The organism is Euryhalocaulis sp. (assembly GCF_013911995.1).
Lineage (GTDB): Bacteria > Pseudomonadota > Alphaproteobacteria > Caulobacterales > Maricaulaceae > Euryhalocaulis > Euryhalocaulis caribicus.
In genome coordinates, this window is the sequence record NZ_JACESD010000010.1 from 31,915 (window position 1) to 55,486 (window position 23,572).

Here is a 23,572-nt window from a genome sequence, read left to right on the forward strand (position 1 = left end):
CGCAGCCGCTACATAAGTGATTCTATATCTTCATCGTTATTTTCAATGGTGTCGCCATCAGAAACAGGCTCCTCACAGAGTTCTTTCAATTCTGCGGCCTTTTGCTGAAGCCATTCTGGAATCTCTTCTGCAGAGCATTGACTGAAAAAGTCAGCAGCGATCCAGTTTGCTTTCCCCCATAGGAATAAATCTGCCATTGCGGCTTGAATGTTGCCCTCAGGATTCGGGTGCTTCTGCTGGAGGTGTTGAGGCCATGACACAGCTGCAGCATAGCGTTTGAGAGCGTCAGCGGTTGTATTCTTTAGAACCAAGTCTTCAAAGCCGTGCTCTTCGTGCATGAATAAAACTTCGACCTCAGCATCGATGGCCGCTTTCGCAGTTTCATCTTGTTTGTCACATAGAGCGAAGACCCGCTTACCAAGACTCGTATAAAGCTTGGCAAGGTCGGCTATCTGTGAATCAGATCCAGCATCGACGATGCATACGCCAAGGGATTCGAGTGAGGAAAAATTCTTCGGGTCAAGCTCGGCCAATCGCCGGCAGATAATGGGAAATGACTGAGTCTCCGTCGCGCCCTCGGCAACCAATATGCGACGAGCAAGCAGCCCCTCACAGAAGCGTGTGCGAAACTCTTGGCGATACCTCTTCAGTTTTACGCTTTTCGGCAAAGTAATATCAGTTTGACTGAGATCGCCGTCCGCCTCTCGACGAAGCACGAGAGTCTCGTCAGTCTGGAATTCTTCGAGCACATACGGGGAGTGCGAAGTAAAGAGCGATTGAGCTGAAAGCTCACGCACCTCATGGACAATGCGTTTCTGCGCATAGGGTGGGATCGCCGTTTCAGGCTCCTCCATAGCAAAGATCACATTCTGCTTGTCCTCAGCGATCTGAGAGAGCATCGCAAGCACAAGCATATTCAGCGTTCCCGTACCCTGCCGATAAAATGGGGCAGCGTGATCGCCCTTCCCGGTGGCAATGAAAGCGGTGATGACTTTTCGCAGGTGTTGCCGGGTGAGATTGGATACTTTCAAATGAGGGTGAAGGCCCCACTCTTTGGGAACGTATTTCTTAAGGGATGCATTGATGCTTTCAAGAACCCCGGTAATACCAAGAGCTGGATCGCCAGCTACATCATACTCTGCAAGATGCGAAAGAGTGGCCTCCCACATTTGAGGACGCAGCTCTTTCAAACGCAGAATGATATCGAGCAAACTGCCACGTTCGAGGCTGAGGGCACGCGAGCCGGTTCGAACTGAACGCAGGTATAGAAACCCACATCGTTGTTTGTCAGATTTTCTGAACTTTTGAGCGCTATCGCCTTCTGTTAGGCTGCGCGTGAAGAAAGTCTCCCCTTCGAAGTCGTCATCCTCTGGTTCGTAGCTGCCAAGAAAAGTTACTCGAATAGCCTCAGATATATGCTCAGGGTCTACGCCTGCAGGATCCGGTTGGTTATAAAATTTACCCTCGTCATTATCCCAGAACTCGATAACATCCCCAAAGTGAGCCTTCTGTTCTTCATTTAGATCGACGACCGTTACATCAATTCGGATGGTCGGGCTCTCTTCAGTTTCGGCATCTTTTTCAGTTGCTTCCTCGTCAATAGGCGGGGCTTCAACATCACCACTAGGAAAGACGATTTCCTCATCATCTGCCCCAATGTCTTCAATTGAATTAGGGAGATAACGCCCCTCAAAGAAATCATGTTCATCAATAGGCGGAAAACGATTGAGACGGTCAGGACCTAAAGCAAGGTCAATTGCTTCGAGCACGGTTGTTTTTCCCGTGTTATTGTCGCCGATTAGAACACCATGCTGCGGGAGCCTAAGGGTGGCCGTTCGTATTCCTCGAAAATTTTCGATACTTATTTCTGCGATGCGCATTATCACCTCCCTTGCTAAGGACGTTGAGGGACACAACGACTGTATTCTCGCTAGCTGAAAGCGCCTCTCCACCCAAGCGATGGCCGATTATAAAGAGAGCTTATCACTGAATATAATACCATGTATAGGCAATTCTATTCAGTAAATTGTTGACTCTAATAATATTCTATATTTTTTGTGTACTCCTAATATACCACCTTCGTCTAAAATATTCTGCTTTAGTGATGAACACTATTTTATTTTTAACGAACCCCACTTTCAGAAGACGGCCAATGTGCGCTTGTTTTCATACGAGGAATGTCGCGTTCGAAGACTCGCTTAGCCTCCCTTTTTGACATTCCCTTCCCTCCCCAAGCTAGAACACTGACAGCACGTTCGATGTGACCTAGTCTTGTACGGTAGTCGCGACTGGGGTTTAGCGCTTCTACCTTTTGCCTAAAATTCGAGAATGCTCTTCGGTTATAAAGATCACCATTTCCTTCTATAAATGTTGTCCATAGTTCCTCGGCAAGACTGGAGAGTTGATCTCCGTGCGGGTGCTGTCGAATGGCCTAGTTTCCTTTCTTGACTGATCATCTCTCCCGACTGTTATCATTGTTGATGAGACGAGCGCGAACACGCTCTTTGGCCTTTGATGCCGCGAGGAGCTGATCGGCATGGTCACGGCACGGGGCGCTCTTCATCATTCGTCGCGCTTCGCCGATGAGGTGCTTGTCGGACGGTTTGAGGGAAGCCCATTCTTTATCGGTAAGGCCCCGCGCGCGCTTTTGGATGCGTCGTAGGATCGGTAAGCGGTCAGAGCACCCTTTCTCTTTCAACGTGGCCGTGAGTGTGCGCAGCTGCGCAGCCTGCGCACGGTCCTTCTCGATCTGATCGGCCTCTCTGGTTAGCTTGGCCCGCACATATTCCGCCTTCGCGGCCTTTTCCATCAAGATTGGCAAGGTGGCGAGCGCCTCGCGGCGGGCACGTGAGCGATAGAGGAAGCCGAGCGACCAGCCTTTCAGGCGACCGAACTTTTCCGGGGCGTTTTTCACGCGCCGCGCCGCTTTGTTGGGATTGAAGCCGTCTTGTTGGCCAAGCGCCTTATAGCGCTGACGGGCTGACTCCCCGTCGCGGTAAACGCTCTCAAAGCCCCCTTTGACGACCTGATTCAGCTCACGAAGATATTGGGTCCGCGCCTGATAGCGATAGAGACGCCGCTGGATCTCGGCCGTCTGCGCCCGGATCAAATTGAGATCGGTATTGCCGGCGTCCTGTTTGCGCAATTCCGTGATCGCCGATCGCAGGCGCTCCATCCGATCGGGCGCGGGTTTTTTATGCAGCCTGACGCTTCGCTCAGACTGGCTTTCTTTGGCGGCGGCGATTTCTGCCTGCTCCCGTTCGTCGTTCCTGAGCCGCTTACTCTCATTCTCCTGACAGACATCCGGCATTTCGCCCTCACGCTTCATGGCGGTGGCGTCCTTACCTTCGTGGATCGTGGGCTCCCGGTCCTCGCCCTGAGCGTCCAGCGTGCGATGATCGACGCGCTCGGGCCTGCCGGCGCGTTCCAAGGCTTGATTGATTGTCTCAGCCCACGCCTCACGCCAATGATCAAGCCCGCTTCGATCATTCCATTCACGGGCTTTTCGCGTGAAGCCCTCCGGCGTGATCTCTCGAAGCGTCAGGAGAATATGGGCATGATGATTGCGTTGATCGCCATCGCGGTCTGGCAAATGAATGGCGATATCCGCCACCATGCCCTTAGAGACGCACTCTTCATCCACGAATTGTGTAACCAAACCCCGGCGCTCTTCGTCGGACAATTCGTGTGGCAGGGCGAGCGTGAATTCCCTCGCGAGCTGAGAGTTCTTCCGCGTCTCGCAGGCTTCGACCGCGTTCCACAAAGCCTCGCGGTCGAAGACCCAATCAGGAGCCTGTTCCGGGGCCCGTATCTCGGCGTGAAACACGCCGTGTTTGCGGCTGTAGTCATGGGTCACGCCCGTGCGCTCATCCACCAGTGCTTCGCCTGCTCGGTAGGCGGCGGCCGCAACGGAGCTGCGCCCTTCGGCGCGCTTCACGATACTGGCCCGGAATGAATAGATCGCCATCACTCCTCCTGATGGGTCGGGCGGTGCCAAGACGACTTCTTGGCAAAGCCCGAGAAAGCCTGTCGGCGACTGAGACCGCACACAAACTTTTTCAAGTTTGTATAAGTGCGCTATTAGTAGATTTGGGGGATAATACACCCTGCGATTGCGTTTGAGAAAGGGAAAGGATTCGGATTATGGCCAGACGCCTCCCCTCAGATGAAAAACTCAAATCGCTGATGCAGGAAAAAGCGCGGATCCAGAATGACATTAACCGGCTGACCGCGCGACAAATGAAAAGCGAATTAAAGCGTCTCGCCAGACGCAAATTCGTGGCCGGCGAAACCGTGCTAAACAAGGCATCCCGCGATCCCAAGTTCGCCAGAACCCTCTATGAGATACTCGATGAGTCGGTCTCAAGACGCGACCGGTCACTGTTTGGACTCGACAGTGAAATGAACGAGAGTTTCGAGGATGCGTCGCGCCCGCGTCTTCCGCCAAAGCGCTCCCGCAAGGGCTAGAGGCGTCATGCGCGGGTATGATCAAGCAAGTTATTACAACCTAAAATTGACTGAAGAGACATCTAATAGTATTCAAGATGTCGAAAATATTTTTGCCGCTGACGAATTATTTCTCAGTCATGAGATAAGTCGTTAATCGGCCACAGGGTCAGGACAGGCTGTGGGGGCTTCTGATCAAAAGGGCAAACGCCCGGTATGGGTGAAAGCGGCCAAGATCGCTGGCCTGATCTTCCTTGTCCTGCTCGCTCTGTTCACCCTCTTCATTCTGGTCGGTCTCATGCTTGGCGGAGAGACCGCGCCCAATGATCCCTATGATTTTGGTCCTGCCGCTAATCCTTGGCGCGGCATGACCGGCATGATGATCATCATCGGCGCCGTGCTTGGCGCCGGGCTTGTCAGCCTGTTCGCCTTCTGGCGGTTTTTAACCCGCCGCTATGGCTGGGCTGTTTTGGCCGGGCTTGCCGTTCTTTTATGGTTCATCGGCGATACCAGCGACCAGCCGGGCATCAGCGGCATTACCGCCTTGCTCGGCTTCGGGCTGGGCCTTGTCACCGGCGGCGGGATCGCCGCCGGATTGTTCTTAAAAATTCGGCCGCCAAAAACATTGGAGAATGTTTTTGGCTCCTCAAGATGGGCGACCAAGGACGACCTCACCGGCTGGGGCCTTCTAGGCACGCATGAATCAGGCAGTGGGCTTTTTCTCGGCCTTGAAACAGAGTCCGGGGAGCCGATCGTCTATGAGGGGGATATGCACGCCCTCACCGTAGCTCCAACACGCACCGGCAAGGGCGCGACGGCCATCATTCCCAATCTGCTGCGCTCGCATTCCTCCATTCTGGTGATTGATCCCAAGGGGGAAAATGCACGGCGCACGGCGGCCAAGCGCGAAGCGATGGGCCAGCAGGTTTATATCGTCGATCCGTGGGAAGTTTCGCGTGAGAGTGATCGCTACGGCGAGGGTGTGAAGGGGGAGCTGATCGCCCGGTTCAATCCACTGGGCGCGCTGGACAAGGATGACCCCGATCTGGCCTCGGACGCGATGATGCTCGCCGACGCGCTGGTCATCGAGGCGGAGAAAGACCCGTTTTGGACCAATGAAGCCAAAGCGTTGGTCTATGGCTTCATCCTCTATGTGGTGAGCGCGCCGGAAGAGAAAGGTCACCGGCATTTGGGCCGGGTCCGGGAAATCCTCTCGCTTCCGGCCGGATCGGAGAGCGATGAAGACGAGGATCTTACCGGGACGCTCGATGAAATCCTGATCCGCATGGCCGCAAGCGAATACCCTCTGGTGCGCTCAGCCGCCTACCGCTTTGTTCAAAAGGCGGAGAAAGAACGTTCCGGCGTGATTTCGACGGCGCAGTCGAACACGCACTTCCTTGAAAGCCCGAAAATCACCGAGAGCCTTGGGACGTCGGATTTTCGGTTTGCGGATTTAAAGACCGGGGAACGCCCGGTCACGGTCTATCTGGTCTTGCCGCTTGATCGGCTTTCCACCTTCAATCGCTGGCTGCGGCTGATCATTACCAGCGCGCTCATTGATCTGACGCGCACGCCGGCCGATCCGGAGCGTCCGCCAGTGCGAGTGATCTTGGATGAGTTTGCCGCTCTTGAGAAACTCACGCTCATTGAAAGCGCCTATGCGACCATGGCGGGGCTCGGGGTGCAGCTCTGGGCGGTCACGCAGGACCTTTCCCAGCTCATGCGCCTCTACGGCGATAAGGGCTGGCAGAGCTTCATCAGCAATGCCGGGGTGTTTCAGTATTTTGGCAGCCGGGATTTTGAGACGGCGAAATATGCCGAACATCTGACCGGCATGACGACGCTGACCAAGCGATCGATCAGCTTCGGGAAGAACTGGGGTTCCAGCAGGAGCGCCCGGGGCGGCTCATCCTCAAGCGGCGGATCAGAAACGATTAATCATGATGATGTTCAGCGCCCGCTTGCCTATGCCGATCAGATGATGACGCTCGATCGCGATCAGCAAGTGCTGTTCATCGAAAACCGGCACCCGATCATGGCCCGCAAATATTGGTGGTTTAAGGAACAGGTTTAATCAAAATGTCGCGGGGAAAAATGTCATGTGGGAGTCTCATCAACCCGACGAATGGGACGCCTCACCATTGCCGTCGTTCACAATCCATTGGGAAAGGAAAAAGCGTTCATAGATGAAGACCGCGGCAATAGCGGCAATTGCCATCAAAACAATGCCCGGATCGGATCGTAGTTTCATTCCCGCAAAAACCATGAGTACGATTCCATCCAACCCCATTGCGGTTATGAGGATCCAACCTTTGGCCTTGATATCATGGCGCAGTGCTCGAAATACGCCAAAATGGATCAGAATATCCATCACCAGATAGAAGAAAACGCCTAGGGAAGCGATACGACTAAGGTCGAAAAACACCGTCAGGAATGCAGCGACCACGACCGTGTAGACCAGCGTGTGTTTTTGTATCGGTCCCGGCATCCCAAAATGGCGATGGGGAATCATTTCCATCTCGGTGAGCATCGCCAACATACGGGAGACGGCGAAGACGCTCGCCAAGAGACCGGATGCCGTCGCTACTGCGGCCAACAGAATAGTAAAATAAAAGCCAGCAGCCCCCAAGGCCGGTTCGGCAGCGCGAGCCAAGGAGTAATCTTTCGCCTCGATGATTTGCGAGAGAGTGAGGCTTGAGCCGACAGCAAAGGCGACCAGCAGATAGACCGCCACACAAATTATGATCGATATGATGATGGTTCGGCCGACATTCTTATGCGGGTTGACCATTTCCGCGCCGCTATTGGTGATCGTCGTAAATCCCTTGAAGGCAAGGATTGAAAGGGCGATCGAGGCGATAAACCCGGCGATGGGTGATGCAGTCTGCGCAGAGGAGGCTGGTTCAAAGCTCAATCCGCCTACCCATAAGGCGGCGACGCCGAAAACAGCGATACCCCCAATTTTGATCATGGCCGTGATCAGGGAAAACAAACCGACGGACCGGTTTCCTGATACATTGATCAGGAACGCGAAAAAAATAAGTGCCACGCCAAGCACCGGCGTCCAGAATGTGTTGTCGCCCAGATCAAATGGGCGCAGGACGTACGTGCCGAATGTACGGGCCACCAGACTTTCATTGATGACCATCGACAAGGCCATCAGGAGAGAGGCTGCGGCAGCAATTGCGCCGGGGCCATATGCTTTCTTGAGAATCATGGCGATGCCGCCCGCCGATGGGTAGGCGTTTGACATCTTAATGTAGGTATAGGCGCTAAATCCTGTAACAATCGCCCCGGCGATAAATGATAACGGAAACCACGGCCCGGCCAGCTCAGCGATCTGTCCGGTGAGCGCAAAGATACCAGCGCCAATCATGACGCCGGTTCCCATCGCGATGCCGCCCATCAGGCTGATGCTGTTTTCTTTGTAGTCCGTTTTCATTTCGGTCAGAGCCGCCTTGATTGCTTTCATGCCTGGGCCGGCGCATCAGGTTTCTGACGCGCCGGACCAGTGGGTTTGTAGTTGCAATGAAGCGCTAACCTACTCGTGGTTGTCAGGCGAGGCTTCGGCTTTATTCTCTTGCATCATCTGATGACGAGCGGACATTTGTTCTATCATGTCCTGCATCATCGCCATTTGCTGATGGCATTTTTTCATCATGGCTTTGTGGTCGTCATTCGCCATCATCATCGCCATGCGTTCGTCTATCATTTCCTGATGTTGAGCCATCAGGCGCGCTTTTTCATCAGCATCGTCCGTGGCTCGCGCCTGCTCCATTAGCGCGCGCATCTGATCCATTTTTTCCTTATGGGTCGCCATCATTGAATCGGAAGCATGCTCCTCCGGCGCTTCGACAGCGGCGGCATGCGCATGTTCAGCCTCTTGCGCCAAAGCGGGTGCCGACGCCAAGAGAACCATCGCCAATACGGCCGTGATCTGATGTTTCATGGTTTTTTCCTTTCAATTTGGGCAGCAATGACCGCCCGGGTTAAAGCGCGTTGATAACGGCGCTCAATTTGGTCCTTACGTTTTGCGCAATTTCCGTCAGGTCAGCGTTATCCACCGAAGACATGGATGCGACAGGATCAACGGCTGCAATTTCGATCTCCTCATCGTTCTTACGCTGCACAATGACGTTACAAGGCAACATCACGCCGATCTTGTCTTCCATTTGCAGCGCCTGATGCGCCAAGGCCGGATTACAGGCGCCGAGGATCCGATAGGGCCGAAAATCTACATCCAGTTTTTTCTTGAGGGTTTGAGCGACATCAATGTCGGCAAGTACGCCGAAGCCCTCGCCTTCAAGTGCATTGGTTGTGCGTTGAACGGCGGCGTTAAAGTCAGACTCCTGAATGATTTTTGAAAAATAATAGGTCATGCAACATTCTCCTTGTTCAGTTGCGACGGCGCATGGCGGGGTGCCAGATCGAAATTTCGTCTGTTGAAGGGGCATGCATCATCGGCTGGCGTGCGGCTCGGCCTGTCTTCGACGAACGAATAAAGTGCGGGTCTCTGAAGGGACTTTGTCATGGCACTAGAGCTTCAACCGGTTGAGGCGAAGCGCATTGCCAATGACCGACACGGAAGAAAAGCTCATCGCCGCCGCCGCAATCATCGGACTGAGCAATATTCCGGTAAGGGGGTAGAGAACACCCGCCGCGACCGGGACGCCAAGCGCGTTATAGATGAAAGCGAAAAACAGATTTTGCCGGATATTGCGCATGGTTGCATGACTGAGCCGCTTGGCCCGCGCCACGCCGCGCAGATCTCCTTTGACCAGCGTGACCGCAGCGCTTTCCATGGCGATGTCGGTGCCGGTTCCCATCGCGATGCCGACATCGGCCTGGGCGAGCGCAGGGGCGTCGTTCACGCCGTCTCCGGCCATAGCGACCTTATGGCCCTGTTCCTGAAACTCCCGGACGATAGCGTGCTTGTCTTCGGGCAGCACCTCGGCGCGAACGTCATCAATGCCGAGCTGATCAGCGACAGCCTGAGCGGTTCCCTTGCTGTCTCCGGTGAGCATGATGACGCTGACTCCCGCCTGATGAAGCAGATCAAGCGCTTCAGGCGTGGATTCCTTGATGGGATCTGCAACGGCAATCAATCCGGCCGGCTGGCCATCAACCGCCACAAACATCACCGTCTGGCCTTTGGCGCGTCCGTCTTCCGCCTTGGCCAGAAACGCCGAAGGGGCCGACGTGACACTTTCCATCATCGCGCGGTTTCCAAGAGCAACCTCCCGACCGTTGATACGACCTTTCACGCCCTTGCCAGTGATGGACTCGAAATCATCAGGAGAGGAAGGATCAAGACCGCGCGCCTCGGCGCCGCGCACAATCGCCGCCGCCAAGGGATGTTCACTGCCTCGCTCCAGAGCCGCAGCAAGAGATAAAAGCGCGTCTGCGTCGATACCGTTTTCCGGCTGTACATCGACCAGTTCCGGATGGCCTTCGGTGAGGGTGCCGGTTTTATCGACAAGAAGGAGATCGACTTTTTCCAGGGTTTCCAGCGCTTCGGCGTCACGGATCAGAACACCGGACTGTGCGCCTTTGCCCGCCCCCACCATGATCGACATGGGCGTGGCCAGCCCCAGCGCGCAAGGACAGGCGATGATCAGCACGGCGACGGCATTGACCAATGCGTAGGCCATGGCCGGCTGCGGTCCAAAAATCGCCCAGATGACAAAGGTGACAAGAGCGATCAGAACGACCGCCGGCACAAAATAACCAGCGACCAGATCGGCCAGACGCTGAATGGGCGCTCGACTGCGCTGAGCCTCGGCCACCATTTTGACAATCTGGGAAAGCAGTGTGTCATTACCAACCCGGTCGGCAATCATCACAAAGCCGCCGGTTTGGTTGAGGGTGCCGCCGGTTACGCGGTCATCCTTGGCTTTTTTGACCGGCATGGCTTCGCCGGTGATCATTGACTCATCAATGACGGTGCGCCCGGAGGCGATCACCCCGTCCACGGGTACTTTTTCACCCGGACGCACGCGCAGACGATCACCTTCCTCGAGCGCATCGAGAGCGACTTCCGCGTCCTCGCCACTGTCGGTTATGCGCACGGCAGTGGGTGGTGCGAGCTCAAGGAGCGCGCGTATGGCGTTTGAGGTGTTGTTGCGAGCGCGCAATTCGAGCACCTGTCCCAGAAGCACCAATGTCGTGATGACGGCGGCGGCCTCAAAATAGACCGCGACATGGCCGTTCATGCCTCGAAACGAGTTCGGAAAAATATCCGGAAAGAACACGGCAATAACCGAAAAGACGTAAGCTACGGACACGCCCAGCCCGATGAGCGTGAACATGTTCAAATTCATGCTGCGTACGGAAGCGACGGCGCGGACAAAGAATGGCCATGCACCCCAAAGAACGACCGGGGTGGCCAGCACGAGCTGAACCCATTGTCCCACTGCAGGGTCCAGAAGAGTTTCAAGAGGGCGGCCTGGTATCAGGTCGCCCATCGCATAAATCACCAGCGGGATCGTGAGCAGCGCGCTGATCCAGAAGCGCCGCGACATGTCATTGAGTTCGGTGGTGTTCGCCTTTCCTCGCGGCACACCTTCGGATTCCAGCGCCATACCGCAAATCGGACACGAGCCGGGTCCGGGCTGGCGGACCTGTGGATGCATCGGGCAGGTATAGACTTCGCCGTCATAGTCAGGCGGCACAAGGTCATAGCGACCGTCAGCCGGCCTTTCCTTATCGCCTGTCTTGCAACAATCGTGATTGTGGTCAGCCATCGGTTATTTCTCCGCGATGCGATTATAGACAGGTGCGGCAACCAGCGCCGCAATCCAGCCAAACGCCACGCTTCCCGCAACACCCTCGACCCATGCGATGGGGGAGCTGGCAGCCCGTAATGTGAAAAGACCCACCCAATGGTGGGAAACGGTAATGTCCGGCAGCGCGAGAGCGAGCAGCGCACACAGGATGAAGATGCTGGCGAGCGTGGCGGAAAGAGCCCATCCGAGCGCCACCATATGAAGACGGTTATCAGATTTGATCATGGCGAACCTCCTATACCCTATGGGGGTAACCATATACCCCCAGTGGGGTATGTGGCAAGCATTGTCAGCTCATCAATTCTTTGGCTTCATCGAGGCTATCGGATTTTGGAGATACGTCTTTTCCGCCAAAGCGGCTGGAGGACGCGATAAAATACCAGACCCAGACCTGTCAGTGCGATTGTCAGCCCCAGAGAAGCCGCGATCTTAACGAGTGGATTGTTGAAATTATCGCGCGTGCGGTAATCCATGATGTGGAGCATCCAAGCGATGTCATAAATGCGCCAGAGCCGGGTGCGTACAGTTTCGATACGGCCCGTCAGGGGGTGGATATATAGCCGGGTAGCATCCTTGTCGGAGAATTCGACTTGCCAGACGGGAGTATAGCTGCGCCACTCAATCGGGGCGTGGTCCAGCAATCGCGATGATTTTATGCTCGCGGTTTCTGTGTAGGCCTGCTTGGCAATGGCTTGCACTTGGTCTGCAGGTAGAGGTGTCAGCGGGCTGCCTGTCCGTGCATCAATGAGCTCTGCCCCATCCGGATAGGTTACTTCCCAATACGGGCGGCCGGTATTACCAATCAAGAGAGCAGATAAGGGCTCTCGTTCAGCATGAACGACTTGTTTGAGCGAAAGCACCGCTTCGAGGTTGAGGGGCGCCGCCATTGCACCGCGCTTGGCCAGATGTTCGCCGCGAACGATCTCGATATCATAGAGCACCATGACAAGGCCGCTGGCCGTCCAGATGGCCAGCTGTACGCCGACAAAAAGCGCCAGCCACTTATGGACCTTCGAAAACCAGCGTTGGCGGGCGATCGGAGTCACGGAAAGACTCTAATGTTCATGATCGCTGTGATCGTCGTTGGCGCCCGCTTCCTCCGACGCATTGCTGGCGCTATGACCACCATACAGCGGCGTGTTGGACCAATGGATATGGGTGATGCGCCAGCCGCCGTCCTGACGCGCCATGACCAGCGTTTCCTGACTTTTGATGGCAATTTCGCTATCGCGGAATTCGCCTTCCATACGGGTCTCGGTCGCCACCCAGGCGCTATCGCCCTGTACGCCGGTTCGGCGGGAAAGCGTTTCGGTCTCGATTGCGCCGAGGAAGGCCATGTCGGATTTCATATGCCCGCTGGCATATTGATCGAGCGACTGTTCAGCTCCGCCGCCTTCAAGGATCAACACGTTTTCGGCGAGAAGATTGCGAACGGCCGCTTCGTCGCCCGCGACAAGCGCTGCATGAAAGGTCTGTGCGGCGGCTTCCGGAGACCCCGGCAGGATTGCCTCGGTCTCACCCGCAGTCGTCCCGGACATTATCTCATCGTCCGAATGAGAGTCTCCTTCTTCGTGAGCATGACCATCTGGCATGCTTGGCGAAGAAGTTTCGGCCGCTGTTTCAGCGTGGTCGCCACCATCCCCATGATCATGATCATGGCCCGGTCCTTCGGCTTGGGGCATCGACTGCACACCGAGCCCATATTGGAAGACGAGATGCCCCCCTTTGAAGCCGGTGATGCCCAGCAGGAGCGCTGCCAGTATCATGCCTGCTGTAAAAAGGGCGTCAGCCCGTTTTGATATCCAGCGACACAAGCCGAGCCCTATGAAGATGAGGGTGGTCACCAATGCCCAGTTACGGTGGTCAGTCATCGCGGCGTGCGATGGATCATCATGGGCAACTGTGTAGTAAGCCATAAAGCCAAATCCGACAGTCGCCAGAAGTGCCAACAGGCCAAAGGCGAATGTCCAATCCGCTACGATGCGCGCCGAAGCAATCTGTTTTCGCGTTGAAGCGACCGCGTAAAGAAACGCTGAGATGATCAGAAGTCCGATCGTGAAATGCACTACGATCGGATGCCAGTAAGGTCCGATAAGTTCATACATGGCGATGCCTCCCCTGTTTTCGTGTGGTTATTCAGAATTTCCCGAACGGTTCGCCGTCACCGCCGATGGTCATGACAGTAAATGGCGCGGTCTTCTGCCCTCCCATACCGGGCGATCCGGCAGGCATGCCGGGCAGCGAAATACCGATGATGTCGGGTCTTTCGGCCAGAAGATGGTCGATAGCTTCAATGGGCACATGGCCTTCGACGACATACCCCTCAATCAGCAAAGTGTGACAGCTTTGAAGGGGCGCAGGCACTTGGTGACGTTGTTTAATCGCCGCCAATTTCTCGGCGGAGGTTTCCCGAACGCTCACCTCAAAATCATTTTCACGAAGATAATCGGCGTGGCCGGCGCAGCATCCGCAAAATGGGCCTTTGAACATGGTGGCTGTGGTCTGCGCCGCTGCGCTCATTGGCAGTACGAGCGTGAAGACGAGGATTAAAATTGAACGGATCATGAGCGGGTCCTCCTAGTACCAAAGGCGGAGTCCGATCACCGCCGATATATTGTTTTCTTTCTCCCCCAGTCTGGAGGCGATTGAGCTGGTCTCGCCAAGCGGCCGGGACCAGGACACGCCGATATAGGGTGCGATTTCGCGCTTGATTTCGTAGCGAAGCCGCACGCCTGCCTCGATGTCGGTAAACCCCTCTCCAAGCTCGCGATCTTCGACATCTTGAAACGCGAAACCGGTTTCAAGACGCGGTTGGAGGACCAGCCTTTGTGTCAAAAGAAGCTCGTATTCCGCCTCAAAGCTGGCGGTGAGATCCCCGTCCTCACTCAGATAGGCATTGGCGTCGATTTCGAACCAATAAGGCGCAAGACCCATGACGCCAAACTGGGCATAGGTCTTCGCATCAGGCTCGAAATCCTGTCGCAGCCCGGCCCGTATATCGAAATACGGGCTGATGGCGCGCCCATAGAGAAGCGAGGCCTCTGCCGCCTCTGTCTCGCCATCAATCAGGGCTTCACCTTCGGTATCCAGCCAAAGCCGGTTGTAATCCCCGCCATACCAAGCAGAGCCTTCCCAAGCGAATATCTCATCGCCATTATTGCTCTGCCATTCCAGACGATCCGCCATGATCATGTATTGGAGCTGGCCGCCCATTTCATGTTTGGTTTCGTGCCGGGATTCAGGGAATGTCGGTCCCCCTTCTTGAGCCAGCGCGGGGCTAGCCGCCAAGAAACCGGCCATCAAAGTTAGAGTCAGGGATTTCATTTGATTGCCCCCCCATGATTGCCGTGGCGGGAATGGGATGCGGGAGCCGGCGCGTGAGCGGCGTCAGCCACTCGGACAACGCGGAACATGCCGCCCGCCATGTGATAGAGAAGATGGCAATGGAAGGCCCAGTCGCCGCGCTCATTCGCTGTGATCAGCATGGATCGTTTGGTGCCGGGTTCGACATTGACGACATGCTTGAGCGGGCGCTGATCGGCTCCGGTTTCCAGCTCGACAAACATGCCGTGCAAATGGATCGGATGCGCCATCATCGTATCATTGACCAAGGTCAGGCGCAGACGCTCGCCATAGGTAAACAGGATGGGTCCGTCGACCTCGTTGAACTTCAATCCGTCAAAGGACCACATATAGCGCTCCATATTGCTGGTCAGATGGAGCTCCACCTCGCGCTCAGGCGGTCGTGGATCCGGGTTTGGAGCAAGGCTGCGGAGTTGGGAATAGGTCAGTACGCGCCATCCATCATCCCCCAGACCGTTGCCGGGATCATCCAGCCGCTCTTGCGGATTCATGGCCTCCATCGCCACGCCCGGTCCATTGGGGTGATTATGCCCGGCATCCACCATATCCATACCGGCCATATCGCCATGACCGGATGAAGCGCTACCGGCGCCGCCCATCGCGGCCATGTCATGTCCAGAATGATCATCGGCCGACATATCGTTCTTGTCAGAACTCATGGCTTTTCCAGCACCAGCACCGGCCATGGCCCCCATGCCCATATCCTGCATGGTCAGCAGGAAAGGCTTGCGTCTTTCGGGCACGGCGGCGCGCATATTTTCGCGCGGCGCCAGAGTGCCTCGGGCAAAACCGGACCGGTCCATGGATTCGGCGAAAATGGTGTAAGCCTGATCGGCTTTTGGCTCGACGACCACATCGTAGGTTTCAGCAACTGAAATGCGAAATTCGTCCGTTTCGACCGGGTCGATATTTTGGCCGTCGGTTGAGACGACGGTCATCGGCAAGCTGGGAATGCGCACATCAAAATAGCTCATGGCTGAGCCATTAATGAAGCGCAGGCGAACCCGTTCTCCCGGCTTGAACAGGCCTGTCCAGTTGGCATCCGGGTCAAGTCCATTCATGAGGTAGGTGTAGGTGGCGCCGGTCACATCGGCGATGTCGGTGCGCATCATGCGCATCTCCGCCCACATCTTGCGGTCTGAGACGGCTTGGCCAAGGCCCTTCTCGCGCACATCGGCAAGAAAGTCGCCAAAGGTACGCTTGTGAAAATTATAATAATCGGAGTGTTTCTTCAGTTTCGCGAAGACACGGTTGGGGTCCTCAAAGGTCCAGTCTGACAACATGACGATATATTCACGGTCATATTGAACAGGATCCGCGCCTTTGGGATCGATAATGATTGGCCCATAAATGCCGGTCTGCTCCTGAAACCCGGAATGGGAGTGGTACCAGTAGGTGCCACTTTGGCGTATCGGGAACTGATAAGTGAAGGTCTGGTCTGGTCGTATGCCATTGAATGTTACGCCGGGCACACCGTCCTGATCATTGGGCAATAAAAGGCCATGCCAGTGAATCGATGTGTCTTCACGCAACTGGTTATGAACGCGCAGAGTCACCTCTTCGCCCTCTCGAAAACGGAGCAAAGGCCCCGGGACCGTACCATTGATAGTTGTGGCCGTGCCGCGTCTTCCGCCAACATCAAAGTGGGTTTTACCAATGGTTAGGTCAAAAGCGTTGCCCGGCCGGCTCTGGACCATAGCGCGCGCCCAACCCGGCATGAGTTGCGCCGCTCCGAAAGCAGCGACGCCAACCGCTGTTTGCTTAAGAAATGTTCGCCTTGACTGCATTTATATCACCTTCCTCTAGAATATGATTGTACCATATTCATTCATTACATTGAATTACTTCACGAATATTATTCGTGAGCAGCAATGAAAATGTTACTTAGGTGGTGATTTGGGTACTTGCGTAACGCGCGTTTCGACAGCGCGATCAAAGATACTCAGCTTGGAAGCGCTGTCATGATCCATGGCGCTTGCCGAGACAATCATGAGACCTGAGAGATGAGTCAGGCAGGATGTGCAAATGCATCCATCACAATCATCGCCGCAGCATTCCTCATTATGGCCCGCTTTGGCGTCCATGTCGCAATGGCTCATCTTGTGATCAGTGCCGCCCGCCGCGCACAGCGCGTCGGATTTCTGTGCTGCGATGGATATCGCCTCGCCCATGACGTGCTCGTGACCCATCTGCGAGACGGTCATTGCCCCGGCTGATGGTGCCGGTAGTGTCAATAGCACCGCCAGCATGACCAGCATCAGACGCCCACACAGGCGTGAAACGATATGAGTTTGCGAGACGCTCACGGGAGACTTATAGGATTTAATTGGCTCATTGCACAATGTCACCGGCGAATCTGCGGCAAATAGTCTCTCATCCAGACAAACATGACCGAGGCCGAACAAGATATCGCCAGAAAGCCATTAAGCGCCTGAATCCCGGTCATGAATTTGAGGTGCCCTGTCGGATAGGCATCGCCGAGCCCGAGAGATGAATAAGTGACAATCGAATAATAGAGAACATTCATAAAATTGATGTCCGCCATGCGTTCAAAACCACCAATATCCAGATAAGTCAGCCCGATCCAGTAGCCGGCGGCATATAGAGTGGATTCAAGCACATGCAGCACGATGATGCCGGTCATCAAGACGGTGATCCAAAGCATGGCCCGTTTTTCGAACCAGACGGAGTTGTGCGTGAGCATGGCCAGACCCCAGAGATGGAGCGGCGCAGTGAGGCCCACCAAAATGATCGACAGAAAAACAGAAGCCGCGATGGTTGTTACTCCCGGCGGCTTTTGGGGAGGACGCGCATGAGTTCATCGATCTTGGCCTGGCGCTGCGCCAGATCGCCAGACTCGATGGCTTCCTGCACGCAGTGGGCAACATGATCTTGCAGAACAACGTCCTCAACCCGGCTTAATCCGGCGCGAATGGCCTGAATTTGGGTGACGATATCGATGCAATATCGTCCCTCCTCAATCATCTTCGCCACGCCCCGAACTTGACCCTCAATTCGGGCAAGTCGTGGCTTTAATGCGCTGTGATCGGTCATGATGATACCCATAAGGGGTATCATCTTTTTGTGCAAGAGGTTGGCCTACACCCGCCAGCTCAAGAGGCTGATCCGCCTCGGCCCGGAAGCGGTGTGCCGCTCTTACTCCTCGGGATTGAGCGACACGTTGAACTCGGGAACGGGTCGTGCTGCGGCATCTTCTTCTGTTTTCGCTTCGCCATTGTCCTCGATATCCTTGATGAGGAATTTCATCTCCTCGATTTCCCGGCGCTGGGCGAGGATAATCTCATTGGCCAGCTCGCGAACGCGGACGTCGCTGATATTGGCCCGCTCACTTGTTAAAATGGCAATTGAATGGTGTGGGATCATCGCTTTCATCCACGCTTCGTCTTCAATCGTTTGCTGGCTTCTGACCAGCCACAAAGTGAGGCCGAACAAGACGACGCTTCCCGCGACAATCGCCATATTGATTTTCTTGTCTTTGTACATGTCCAGCATGAAGACAAGCATGATGATGGCCATCGCAGCCCCCATCATGAAGGCCATATAAAAGCGCGTTTCGCTAAAGAAGACGTGGCCCCAGTTATAGGTATTGAGATATTTGAGGCCGAACATGACCAGTGTCGCGGTCAGGATCATCGCCGCGAATTTGAGATATTTATTCATAGGTCCCCCCATTTGGTTATGATGGGTGCCAGACCGACTGATCCATCAGTTCTATTTCCCCCCAAACGCTGGGATATCTCAAACGGTTCCCGTTTTTTTCCAAAAGACGGAAACGCGGCATCCAATCAGCGAACCTGCTGATATGCAGATTTTCTTTCCGGTAAGAAAACCCGGGCACGCAGGACAGCCGCCGCCTGTTCGATCGCGTCTGAGAAGCGACTTTTTTGATGGAGCGCAGGTTTCTCAATAAGCACCCAGGACACGAATCCGATCAGGATCGCCACCGGAATGGCTGTTGCCGCCATGTGGAGCGGTTGGTCGATGAGGCCCTTCCAGAGAAGGACCTGCATGACTGGCCAGTGCCAGATATAGAGGCCATAGGAGATATCGTCGATGCGTTTGAACCCGTTGAATCGGGGCGCATGCGCCGTGCCGATCAGAAACAGCCAGTAACCGAGCGCAAAATTGGCGAACAACTCACTTTCGGCCCGGTAATCGACAAATAATGCCGGCAGTGTGATCAACAGGGCTAGATCCAGCCGCAAGGGGATCCAATGCCGCCAAGCATAAGCGGCGCACCCGATCAGAAAAGCGATACCCAACCTGTTAAAAACCCAAGCGGAGTCGGGCAGGAATGCGGGAACACCGACGCGTGTCAGATAGATAAAGCTGACACAGCTACAAAAAAGAAATCCAAGAATGACCCAGCGTCGAAACAAAAGGCCCAGCCCGAAAGCGCCGGCCGCCGCTGCATAGGCAAGAACCTCATAACGCAAGGTCCAGAGCGATCCTGAAAACTCTCCGCTATAGGGATTGGTGGGCGCAAAACCGGACGGACCGCCGCGCGTGTCCAAAAATGAGATTACGTTGAGCGGATAGCGGTATGTATCGGCTCGGAACAGCGCCTCCCAGATCGGCACGCCTGAGGTAACGGGACCAATAATGAAAGCAGCGGCAGCGGCCAGCACCAAAAGCGCGGGCATGATCCGCAGCGCGCGGGATACAAAATATGAAATCAGATTTTGCCGATCATTGAGACTCTTGGCGATGAAAAAGCCGCTCAGGATAAAAAACCCGTTCACCGCCATATAGCTGAGCGTCAGATCGTTATAGGCGAACGGGTCTGGTGCTGATCGCCCAGAAAAAACAATCCATGAATGGGAAAGCGCAACCGCCCCGGCCAGACATAAGCGGATTGGCGTAAAGAAATTGTCGCGTGTGGTCGCGGAATTGCCGATCGTCTTCTGTGTCATGAACAGAACGCAGCAAGTTATGTGCCGACGATTCCAGTAAGGCTGGTAAAATCTGATGGGTCAAATCCGCGTTCCAGAATTTCTCCCCCTTTTGTGGCATTCGCAATAAGCCAGCGGGTTCCCTTCATGAAATTGACAAACTGACGAAGTGGTTCAAACTTCTCGCCAACTAATGGCCACAGGCAACAAGTCTCAAGGATAAAAACTACCCCATGAACAACGAAGCGGCACCACTTACTGAAATTACGGCTGAGATTGTTTCTGCCTATGTGTCGAGAAACACTCTTCAAGCCGCAGATTTGTCAGCCTTGCTGAGCCATGTCCATGAGGCCCTTAGCGATGCACAGGATGGTGCGCAAGAAACACCTCAAGAGCCGGCGGTGCCGATCAAGAAGGCGGTTACGCCCTCTTATGTGACCTGTCTGGAATGCGGCGAGAAGTTCAAATCACTCAAACGCCATCTGAACACCGTGCATGACCTGTCGCCGGAAGAGTATCGGCAAAAATGGAATCTGGGGTCAGACTTTCCCATGGTCGCGCCGGAATATTCCGAACGTCGTTCCGCAACAGCCAAGAAACTGGGATTGGGCCGCAAACCCGGGCAACGACCAAAATCAAAGAGCTAAGCTAACCACAACTACAGTGGAGAAGCGTTTGCGATGCCATCGCAAACGCTGCGGCGCGCCAGTGCGCCTATTCCGCGCTGATCCCGGTGACACCGAAGCTTTTGTCGGCGGGCTGGCCTGAGCCCCTACAAGGTTTCCTCATAGAGCAATTCGCCCGAGGACGCGTTCACGCGCAGCGATTGCGGCGTGCCATCATAGACAGGCACCCGGCCCATGGAATTCCCATGCTGCTCGATTGCGACATTGGTGATTTCGACCGTGAGGCTCAAGGTTACATCACGAAAGCTGTCGCGTCCGGGATTCTGTTCGGCGAAGGCGCGCGCCCGAGACTCGCTTAGCGGGATCCGTTCAAGCCGCACGGCCTGATCCAGTTCGAGCGGGGATTGTTCGAGCCGCCCGAAGAACATGGATAGGTCCGGAAATTCCTGTTCGATGGCGGGGCCGGATTTCATGAGCTGTGTGTCAGGGCGCGCCAGCGGGACAGTTGTTTCCCGGATCACCAAGGGATCGCCCTCCCGATTAAAGCGGGCACGGGCGCGGGCCTGTGAGGCGGTCAGATAGACCGGGAAGGCCCCGCTGCTTCTATCATAGGGGCCAAGGCCGATTTGATATTGGAGCTCAAGCGTCGGATTGATCTGGTCCAAAAGCGCGGGCGCGCCATCTCTCAATTCGTCGGCCATAGCGGGCCAATCAAATTCGCTGTCTCTGACACGCTCAAAGCGCTCCAAATTATTGATCGCCGCAAAATAGCTGAGCGGGCCGTCATAGTTCAAAAGCGCTGGGTGGTGCTTGAACATCAAGAGCGCCGCGCGGGTCTGTGGGTCGGCATTGGCCTCGGCCGGGCTCATCAAAGCGGTACTGGTGGCGATGGCCGCTTCTTCTCGTTCTTTGGCCGCTTCCGCGCTTTTGTCACTGACGGTGATTTGAAGCTGTTCATACATGTTGGTTCCGGCGCTGAGGCGATACGAACCCGCATCGCGGTTGCCGGTTGAACCGGTGCGCCAGATTTCAATGGCCCAGTCCCTTGCCGCTGGATCGGTGATGCCGAACAGGCCAAGGAAGCGCTCAAGCTCCGTGTCCTCGCCGATCACGTCGCCCGTGTGAAGCGCGACATGGGAGAACCGGTCGCCCTCGCCGCGAACATAGATCGTGCCCGCACGGGTCTGGCACTCACCATAGACTTGCAGCGTATTCGAGCTGGCGCAGCCCTGTAGCGTCTGGGTGTTGTAAGGAAAGGCCGCCGCGATAGCGGCATGCAGCGCCGCACGGTTTTCAAATCTGTCCGCGCGTGATGCGCGTGGGCCGCCACTGCCGGCCCTCGTTTCCTGTGTGGTCGTGCCTGAGTTTGCGCCGCCGCCCGAGTCAACGGGCGCGGTGTCACACGCGGCCAGCAGAAGACAGGCGGTTCCAGCGAGAAGAAGGGGTTTCATCAAAACATCTCCAATAGGGACAAAGGCTATTTTTCAGGAATCAGGCACGGCGATAGACGCAGCGGCTTACGGCAAAGGTGAGGGAAAGGCGCGATCCATCGCGCTCAAACGAGCCGACGGCATCGCCCATGAGACTGGTCTCGATGATGCGCCATCCCTCTCCTGACCGCTCATAGCGAACAGGCATGTCGCCCATGCCGGGGAGCGTCATGCTTTGTTCGTTGATCATGAGTTGTTGTTGGAAGCAGGCAGGGCCTTGCTCGGCGCCGGCGTCCAGAACCCAAGCGCCTGCCGGAAATTGATCGCCACATGCAGTGAGTAGAGCGGCAGCGCAAAAGGCTATGGACCGTTGATACACGAGAGAGATTCCTTGACCTGTCACGACGTCCTTCGCAGGGAAAAACGTAGAAAAAGGAACCTTTTTGGGTTGGGCCGCCCCGATTTTGAGCCGCCCCGCAAGCCTATGGAATCACTGCCAGTTTCTACCCTGAAATCGCAAATATTTCATAATATTACATTGACAAAAAAGGTTCCTTTTTGGGATTATACTGTATAGAGAAATGCGTGAATTTTGAAAAAAGTAGGTTATTTAAGAATATCGACTGACGATCAAAGCGAACAATTACAACGAGACGCTCTGATACAGGCTGGCTGCGATGAGATTTTCGCGGATATCGGCGTCTCAGGTTCCCTGAAAAAGCGACCGGCGCTAGACCAAGCGCTCCAATCACTCCAGCGTGGGGATCATCTTGTCGTCTGGAAGCTAGACCGGCTCGGCCGGCGCTTCCTCCATCTCGTTCAGGTGCTGAACGATATCTATGAAAAGCAAATCCGCTTTCGATCCCTCACCGATGGGATTGATACTGATACGCCGCTGGGGCGGCTTCAATTCGCCATGATCGCGGCCTTCGCCGAATATGAGTGGGAGCTGATTTCTGAACGCACGAAGGCAGGGATGCGGTCAGCGAGAGCTAAGGGCGTTCGACTAGGGCGCCCGCGGAAAGATTCGAGTGATATCTAAATTTCTAAAAACGCGCTGACAACAGCGCTAAAGCGTAACCTAGAACCAATAAAATGAAGCCCGCCAATCCACATACTGCCTGAATATTAAACCTACCACGCCAGCCTTTAAATTTTGGCCCTCTGGCTATTCCTCTTCCGCCAACAATGATGCTGGTCAATAGAAGTAATAAGGATGCACCCACAGCTATAAAGACCACCCAAACAAGGGCTCCTGTTACATCCTTAATGACATTTACAAATGAAAGAAAAGTTGCACCCAAAAGGGCGCCCGCCAGTGTCATAAGCGTTACTGAAAGAGTGATTTCGCCTTGTCTGGCCGCTCTTTCATCGCGACTCATATTTTGGCCCCTCTTCGTCACCCCACAATGCCATTTGCATAATCCACAAATTTTCTATATTTCGACCAATAAACTTTAGCACTAGAGTCGAGGATATTTCTTTATCGGAACCCTCTCGGCTTTCTTCAGATATATTATGAATGATAAATCTTATGTCACGCATAACCCAACGGCTTAAATTTTCACTGGGAATTATATTTCGTTGTGAAGCAATGTTAGCAGGCGTGATGATCAATTCTTCAAAATTCCGGGCCAAAAACAGCACCGCATCAGCACGAATTCGCACTCGGTTGGTTTCTGCCACATCACGAATTATTCCCACCAGACTCTCAAACTGACCGTTTAAAGAGCGCTCAATAAGGGCCTCTTCGTAAATCGCCTCAACTTCATCACGCATAATTTATCCCGACTCTAAAGGAGCTGAGTTCAGTCAATATTATTTTTTGAAAAATGACAAGGTTAAAGAGTAAATGTATTTGAATTTGAGCTTGATTCAGCAACGCCTTTATCTGTAAGGCTCTCTTGAGCAAACCTTTGGATTGCCCGGTCAGTCGCGAAGTACACTCCCAATGATATGGGAATTGCTGCTGCGGCACCTCCCCCCAGACCAACAAGGAGTGCGCCTGC

25 protein-coding genes are annotated in these 23,572 nt (G+C 54.8%); 4 read left to right on the plus strand and 21 right to left on the minus strand.

Features of this window, described 5'->3' with window-relative positions:
• Nucleotides 1–8: 8 nt before the first annotated feature.
• On the minus strand, nucleotides 9–1,880 hold the full coding sequence (locus tag H2040_RS04285) for an ATP-dependent nuclease (RefSeq protein ID WP_287154758.1): 1,872 nt from the start codon (nucleotides 1,878–1,880) through the stop codon (nucleotides 9–11).
• Between the two features lie 572 nt (nucleotides 1,881–2,452).
• Nucleotides 2,453–3,967 carry a MobQ family relaxase gene (gene mobQ / locus H2040_RS04290; RefSeq protein WP_287154760.1) on the minus strand — a complete coding sequence of 505 codons (1,515 nt, stop codon included), beginning with the start codon at nucleotides 3,965–3,967 and terminating at the stop codon, nucleotides 2,453–2,455.
• A gap of 176 nt (nucleotides 3,968–4,143) precedes the next feature.
• Between mobQ and H2040_RS04295 the strand changes: the two genes are divergently transcribed.
• Together H2040_RS04295 and H2040_RS04300 are read left to right on the plus strand one after the other, a co-directional pair.
• Nucleotides 4,144–4,467 (plus strand): hypothetical protein, encoded by a 324-nt coding sequence (locus H2040_RS04295; protein WP_287154763.1) that lies wholly within the window; start codon nucleotides 4,144–4,146, stop codon nucleotides 4,465–4,467.
• A 160-nt stretch (nucleotides 4,468–4,627) separates the two neighbouring features.
• Nucleotides 4,628–6,520, plus strand: a complete 1,893-nt coding sequence (locus H2040_RS04300) for a type IV secretory system conjugative DNA transfer family protein (protein ID WP_287154765.1) — start codon at nucleotides 4,628–4,630, stop codon at nucleotides 6,518–6,520.
• Between the two features lie 39 nt (nucleotides 6,521–6,559).
• Here the strand turns inward: H2040_RS04300 and H2040_RS04305 are convergent, their stop codons facing one another.
• The 15 genes from H2040_RS04305 to H2040_RS04375 all read right to left on the minus strand — a co-directional run bounded on the left by H2040_RS04305 (nucleotide 6,560) and on the right by H2040_RS04375 (nucleotide 19,528).
• Nucleotides 6,560–7,888 carry an APC family permease gene (locus H2040_RS04305; protein WP_353844788.1) on the minus strand — a complete coding sequence of 443 codons (1,329 nt, stop codon included), beginning with the start codon at nucleotides 7,886–7,888 and terminating at the stop codon, nucleotides 6,560–6,562.
• 99 nt (nucleotides 7,889–7,987) lie between these two features.
• Nucleotides 7,988–8,395, minus strand: a complete 408-nt coding sequence (locus H2040_RS04310) for a hypothetical protein (RefSeq protein WP_287154769.1) — start codon at nucleotides 8,393–8,395, stop codon at nucleotides 7,988–7,990.
• A gap of 40 nt (nucleotides 8,396–8,435) precedes the next feature.
• Entirely contained in the window at nucleotides 8,436–8,825 is a 390-nt protein-coding gene (locus H2040_RS04315) for a DUF302 domain-containing protein (RefSeq protein ID WP_287154771.1), read from the minus strand.
• Between the two features lie 156 nt (nucleotides 8,826–8,981).
• Nucleotides 8,982–11,189 (minus strand): copper-transporting P-type ATPase, encoded by a 2,208-nt coding sequence (locus tag H2040_RS04320; RefSeq protein ID WP_287154773.1) that lies wholly within the window; start codon nucleotides 11,187–11,189, stop codon nucleotides 8,982–8,984.
• Between the two features lie 3 nt (nucleotides 11,190–11,192).
• On the minus strand, nucleotides 11,193–11,456 hold the full coding sequence (locus H2040_RS04325; RefSeq protein WP_287154778.1) for a DUF5676 family membrane protein: 264 nt from the start codon (nucleotides 11,454–11,456) through the stop codon (nucleotides 11,193–11,195).
• Nucleotides 11,457–11,551: 95 nt separating this feature from the next.
• Nucleotides 11,552–12,277 (minus strand): PepSY domain-containing protein, encoded by a 726-nt coding sequence (locus H2040_RS04330; RefSeq protein WP_287154781.1) that lies wholly within the window; start codon nucleotides 12,275–12,277, stop codon nucleotides 11,552–11,554.
• A 9-nt stretch (nucleotides 12,278–12,286) separates the two neighbouring features.
• Nucleotides 12,287–13,336 carry a nuclear transport factor 2 family protein gene (locus H2040_RS04335; RefSeq protein WP_287154783.1) on the minus strand — a complete coding sequence of 350 codons (1,050 nt, stop codon included), beginning with the start codon at nucleotides 13,334–13,336 and terminating at the stop codon, nucleotides 12,287–12,289.
• Nucleotides 13,337–13,367: 31 nt separating this feature from the next.
• Entirely contained in the window at nucleotides 13,368–13,796 is a 429-nt protein-coding gene (locus tag H2040_RS04340; RefSeq protein ID WP_287154785.1) for a DUF411 domain-containing protein, read from the minus strand.
• Nucleotides 13,797–13,808: 12 nt separating this feature from the next.
• The gene (locus tag H2040_RS04345; protein ID WP_287154787.1) at nucleotides 13,809–14,555 is read right to left on the minus strand and encodes a copper resistance protein B; all 747 of its coding nucleotides are present in this window, start codon (nucleotides 14,553–14,555) and stop codon (nucleotides 13,809–13,811) included.
• On the minus strand, nucleotides 14,552–16,381 hold the full coding sequence (locus tag H2040_RS04350; RefSeq protein ID WP_287154789.1) for a copper resistance system multicopper oxidase: 1,830 nt from the start codon (nucleotides 16,379–16,381) through the stop codon (nucleotides 14,552–14,554). The genes H2040_RS04345 and H2040_RS04350 overlap by 4 nt, the downstream gene beginning before the upstream one ends.
• A gap of 93 nt (nucleotides 16,382–16,474) precedes the next feature.
• Nucleotides 16,475–16,852, minus strand: a complete 378-nt coding sequence (locus tag H2040_RS04355; protein ID WP_287154791.1) for a hypothetical protein — start codon at nucleotides 16,850–16,852, stop codon at nucleotides 16,475–16,477.
• Nucleotides 16,853–16,938: 86 nt separating this feature from the next.
• Nucleotides 16,939–17,298, minus strand: coding sequence for an ion channel (locus H2040_RS04360; RefSeq protein WP_287154793.1), 360 nt, complete (start codon nucleotides 17,296–17,298; stop codon nucleotides 16,939–16,941).
• Nucleotides 17,299–17,375: 77 nt separating this feature from the next.
• Entirely contained in the window at nucleotides 17,376–17,648 is a 273-nt protein-coding gene (locus tag H2040_RS04365; RefSeq protein WP_287154795.1) for a metal-sensitive transcriptional regulator, read from the minus strand.
• A gap of 102 nt (nucleotides 17,649–17,750) precedes the next feature.
• Entirely contained in the window at nucleotides 17,751–18,275 is a 525-nt protein-coding gene (locus tag H2040_RS04370) for a DUF305 domain-containing protein (protein WP_287154798.1), read from the minus strand.
• A gap of 125 nt (nucleotides 18,276–18,400) precedes the next feature.
• A complete protein-coding gene (locus H2040_RS04375) occupies nucleotides 18,401–19,528 on the minus strand; it encodes an acyltransferase family protein (protein ID WP_287154800.1) in 1,128 nt (375 codons plus the stop codon).
• Between the two features lie 212 nt (nucleotides 19,529–19,740).
• Between H2040_RS04375 and H2040_RS04380 the strand changes: the two genes are divergently transcribed.
• Nucleotides 19,741–20,154 (plus strand): Ros/MucR family transcriptional regulator, encoded by a 414-nt coding sequence (locus H2040_RS04380; protein WP_287154802.1) that lies wholly within the window; start codon nucleotides 19,741–19,743, stop codon nucleotides 20,152–20,154.
• A 125-nt stretch (nucleotides 20,155–20,279) separates the two neighbouring features.
• Here the strand turns inward: H2040_RS04380 and H2040_RS04385 are convergent, their stop codons facing one another.
• Together H2040_RS04385 and H2040_RS04390 are read right to left on the minus strand one after the other, a co-directional pair.
• Complete coding sequence (locus tag H2040_RS04385) at nucleotides 20,280–21,584, minus strand: hypothetical protein (RefSeq protein WP_287154804.1); 1,305 nt, start codon at nucleotides 21,582–21,584, stop codon at nucleotides 20,280–20,282.
• Nucleotides 21,585–21,624: 40 nt separating this feature from the next.
• Complete coding sequence (locus tag H2040_RS04390) at nucleotides 21,625–21,795, minus strand: hypothetical protein (RefSeq protein ID WP_287154806.1); 171 nt, start codon at nucleotides 21,793–21,795, stop codon at nucleotides 21,625–21,627.
• 360 nt (nucleotides 21,796–22,155) lie between these two features.
• Between H2040_RS04390 and H2040_RS04395 the strand changes: the two genes are divergently transcribed.
• A complete protein-coding gene (locus tag H2040_RS04395; protein WP_287154808.1) occupies nucleotides 22,156–22,605 on the plus strand; it encodes a recombinase family protein in 450 nt (149 codons plus the stop codon).
• A 4-nt stretch (nucleotides 22,606–22,609) separates the two neighbouring features.
• Here H2040_RS04395 and H2040_RS04400 read toward each other — a convergent pair whose 3' ends face one another.
• Together H2040_RS04400 and H2040_RS04405 are read right to left on the minus strand one after the other, a co-directional pair.
• Nucleotides 22,610–22,945 (minus strand): hypothetical protein, encoded by a 336-nt coding sequence (locus H2040_RS04400; protein WP_287154810.1) that lies wholly within the window; start codon nucleotides 22,943–22,945, stop codon nucleotides 22,610–22,612.
• The gene (locus tag H2040_RS04405) at nucleotides 22,932–23,342 is read right to left on the minus strand and encodes a hypothetical protein (RefSeq protein ID WP_287154812.1); all 411 of its coding nucleotides are present in this window, start codon (nucleotides 23,340–23,342) and stop codon (nucleotides 22,932–22,934) included. Before H2040_RS04405 ends, H2040_RS04400 begins: the two co-directional genes overlap by 14 nt.
• Nucleotides 23,343–23,572 lie beyond the last annotated feature (230 nt).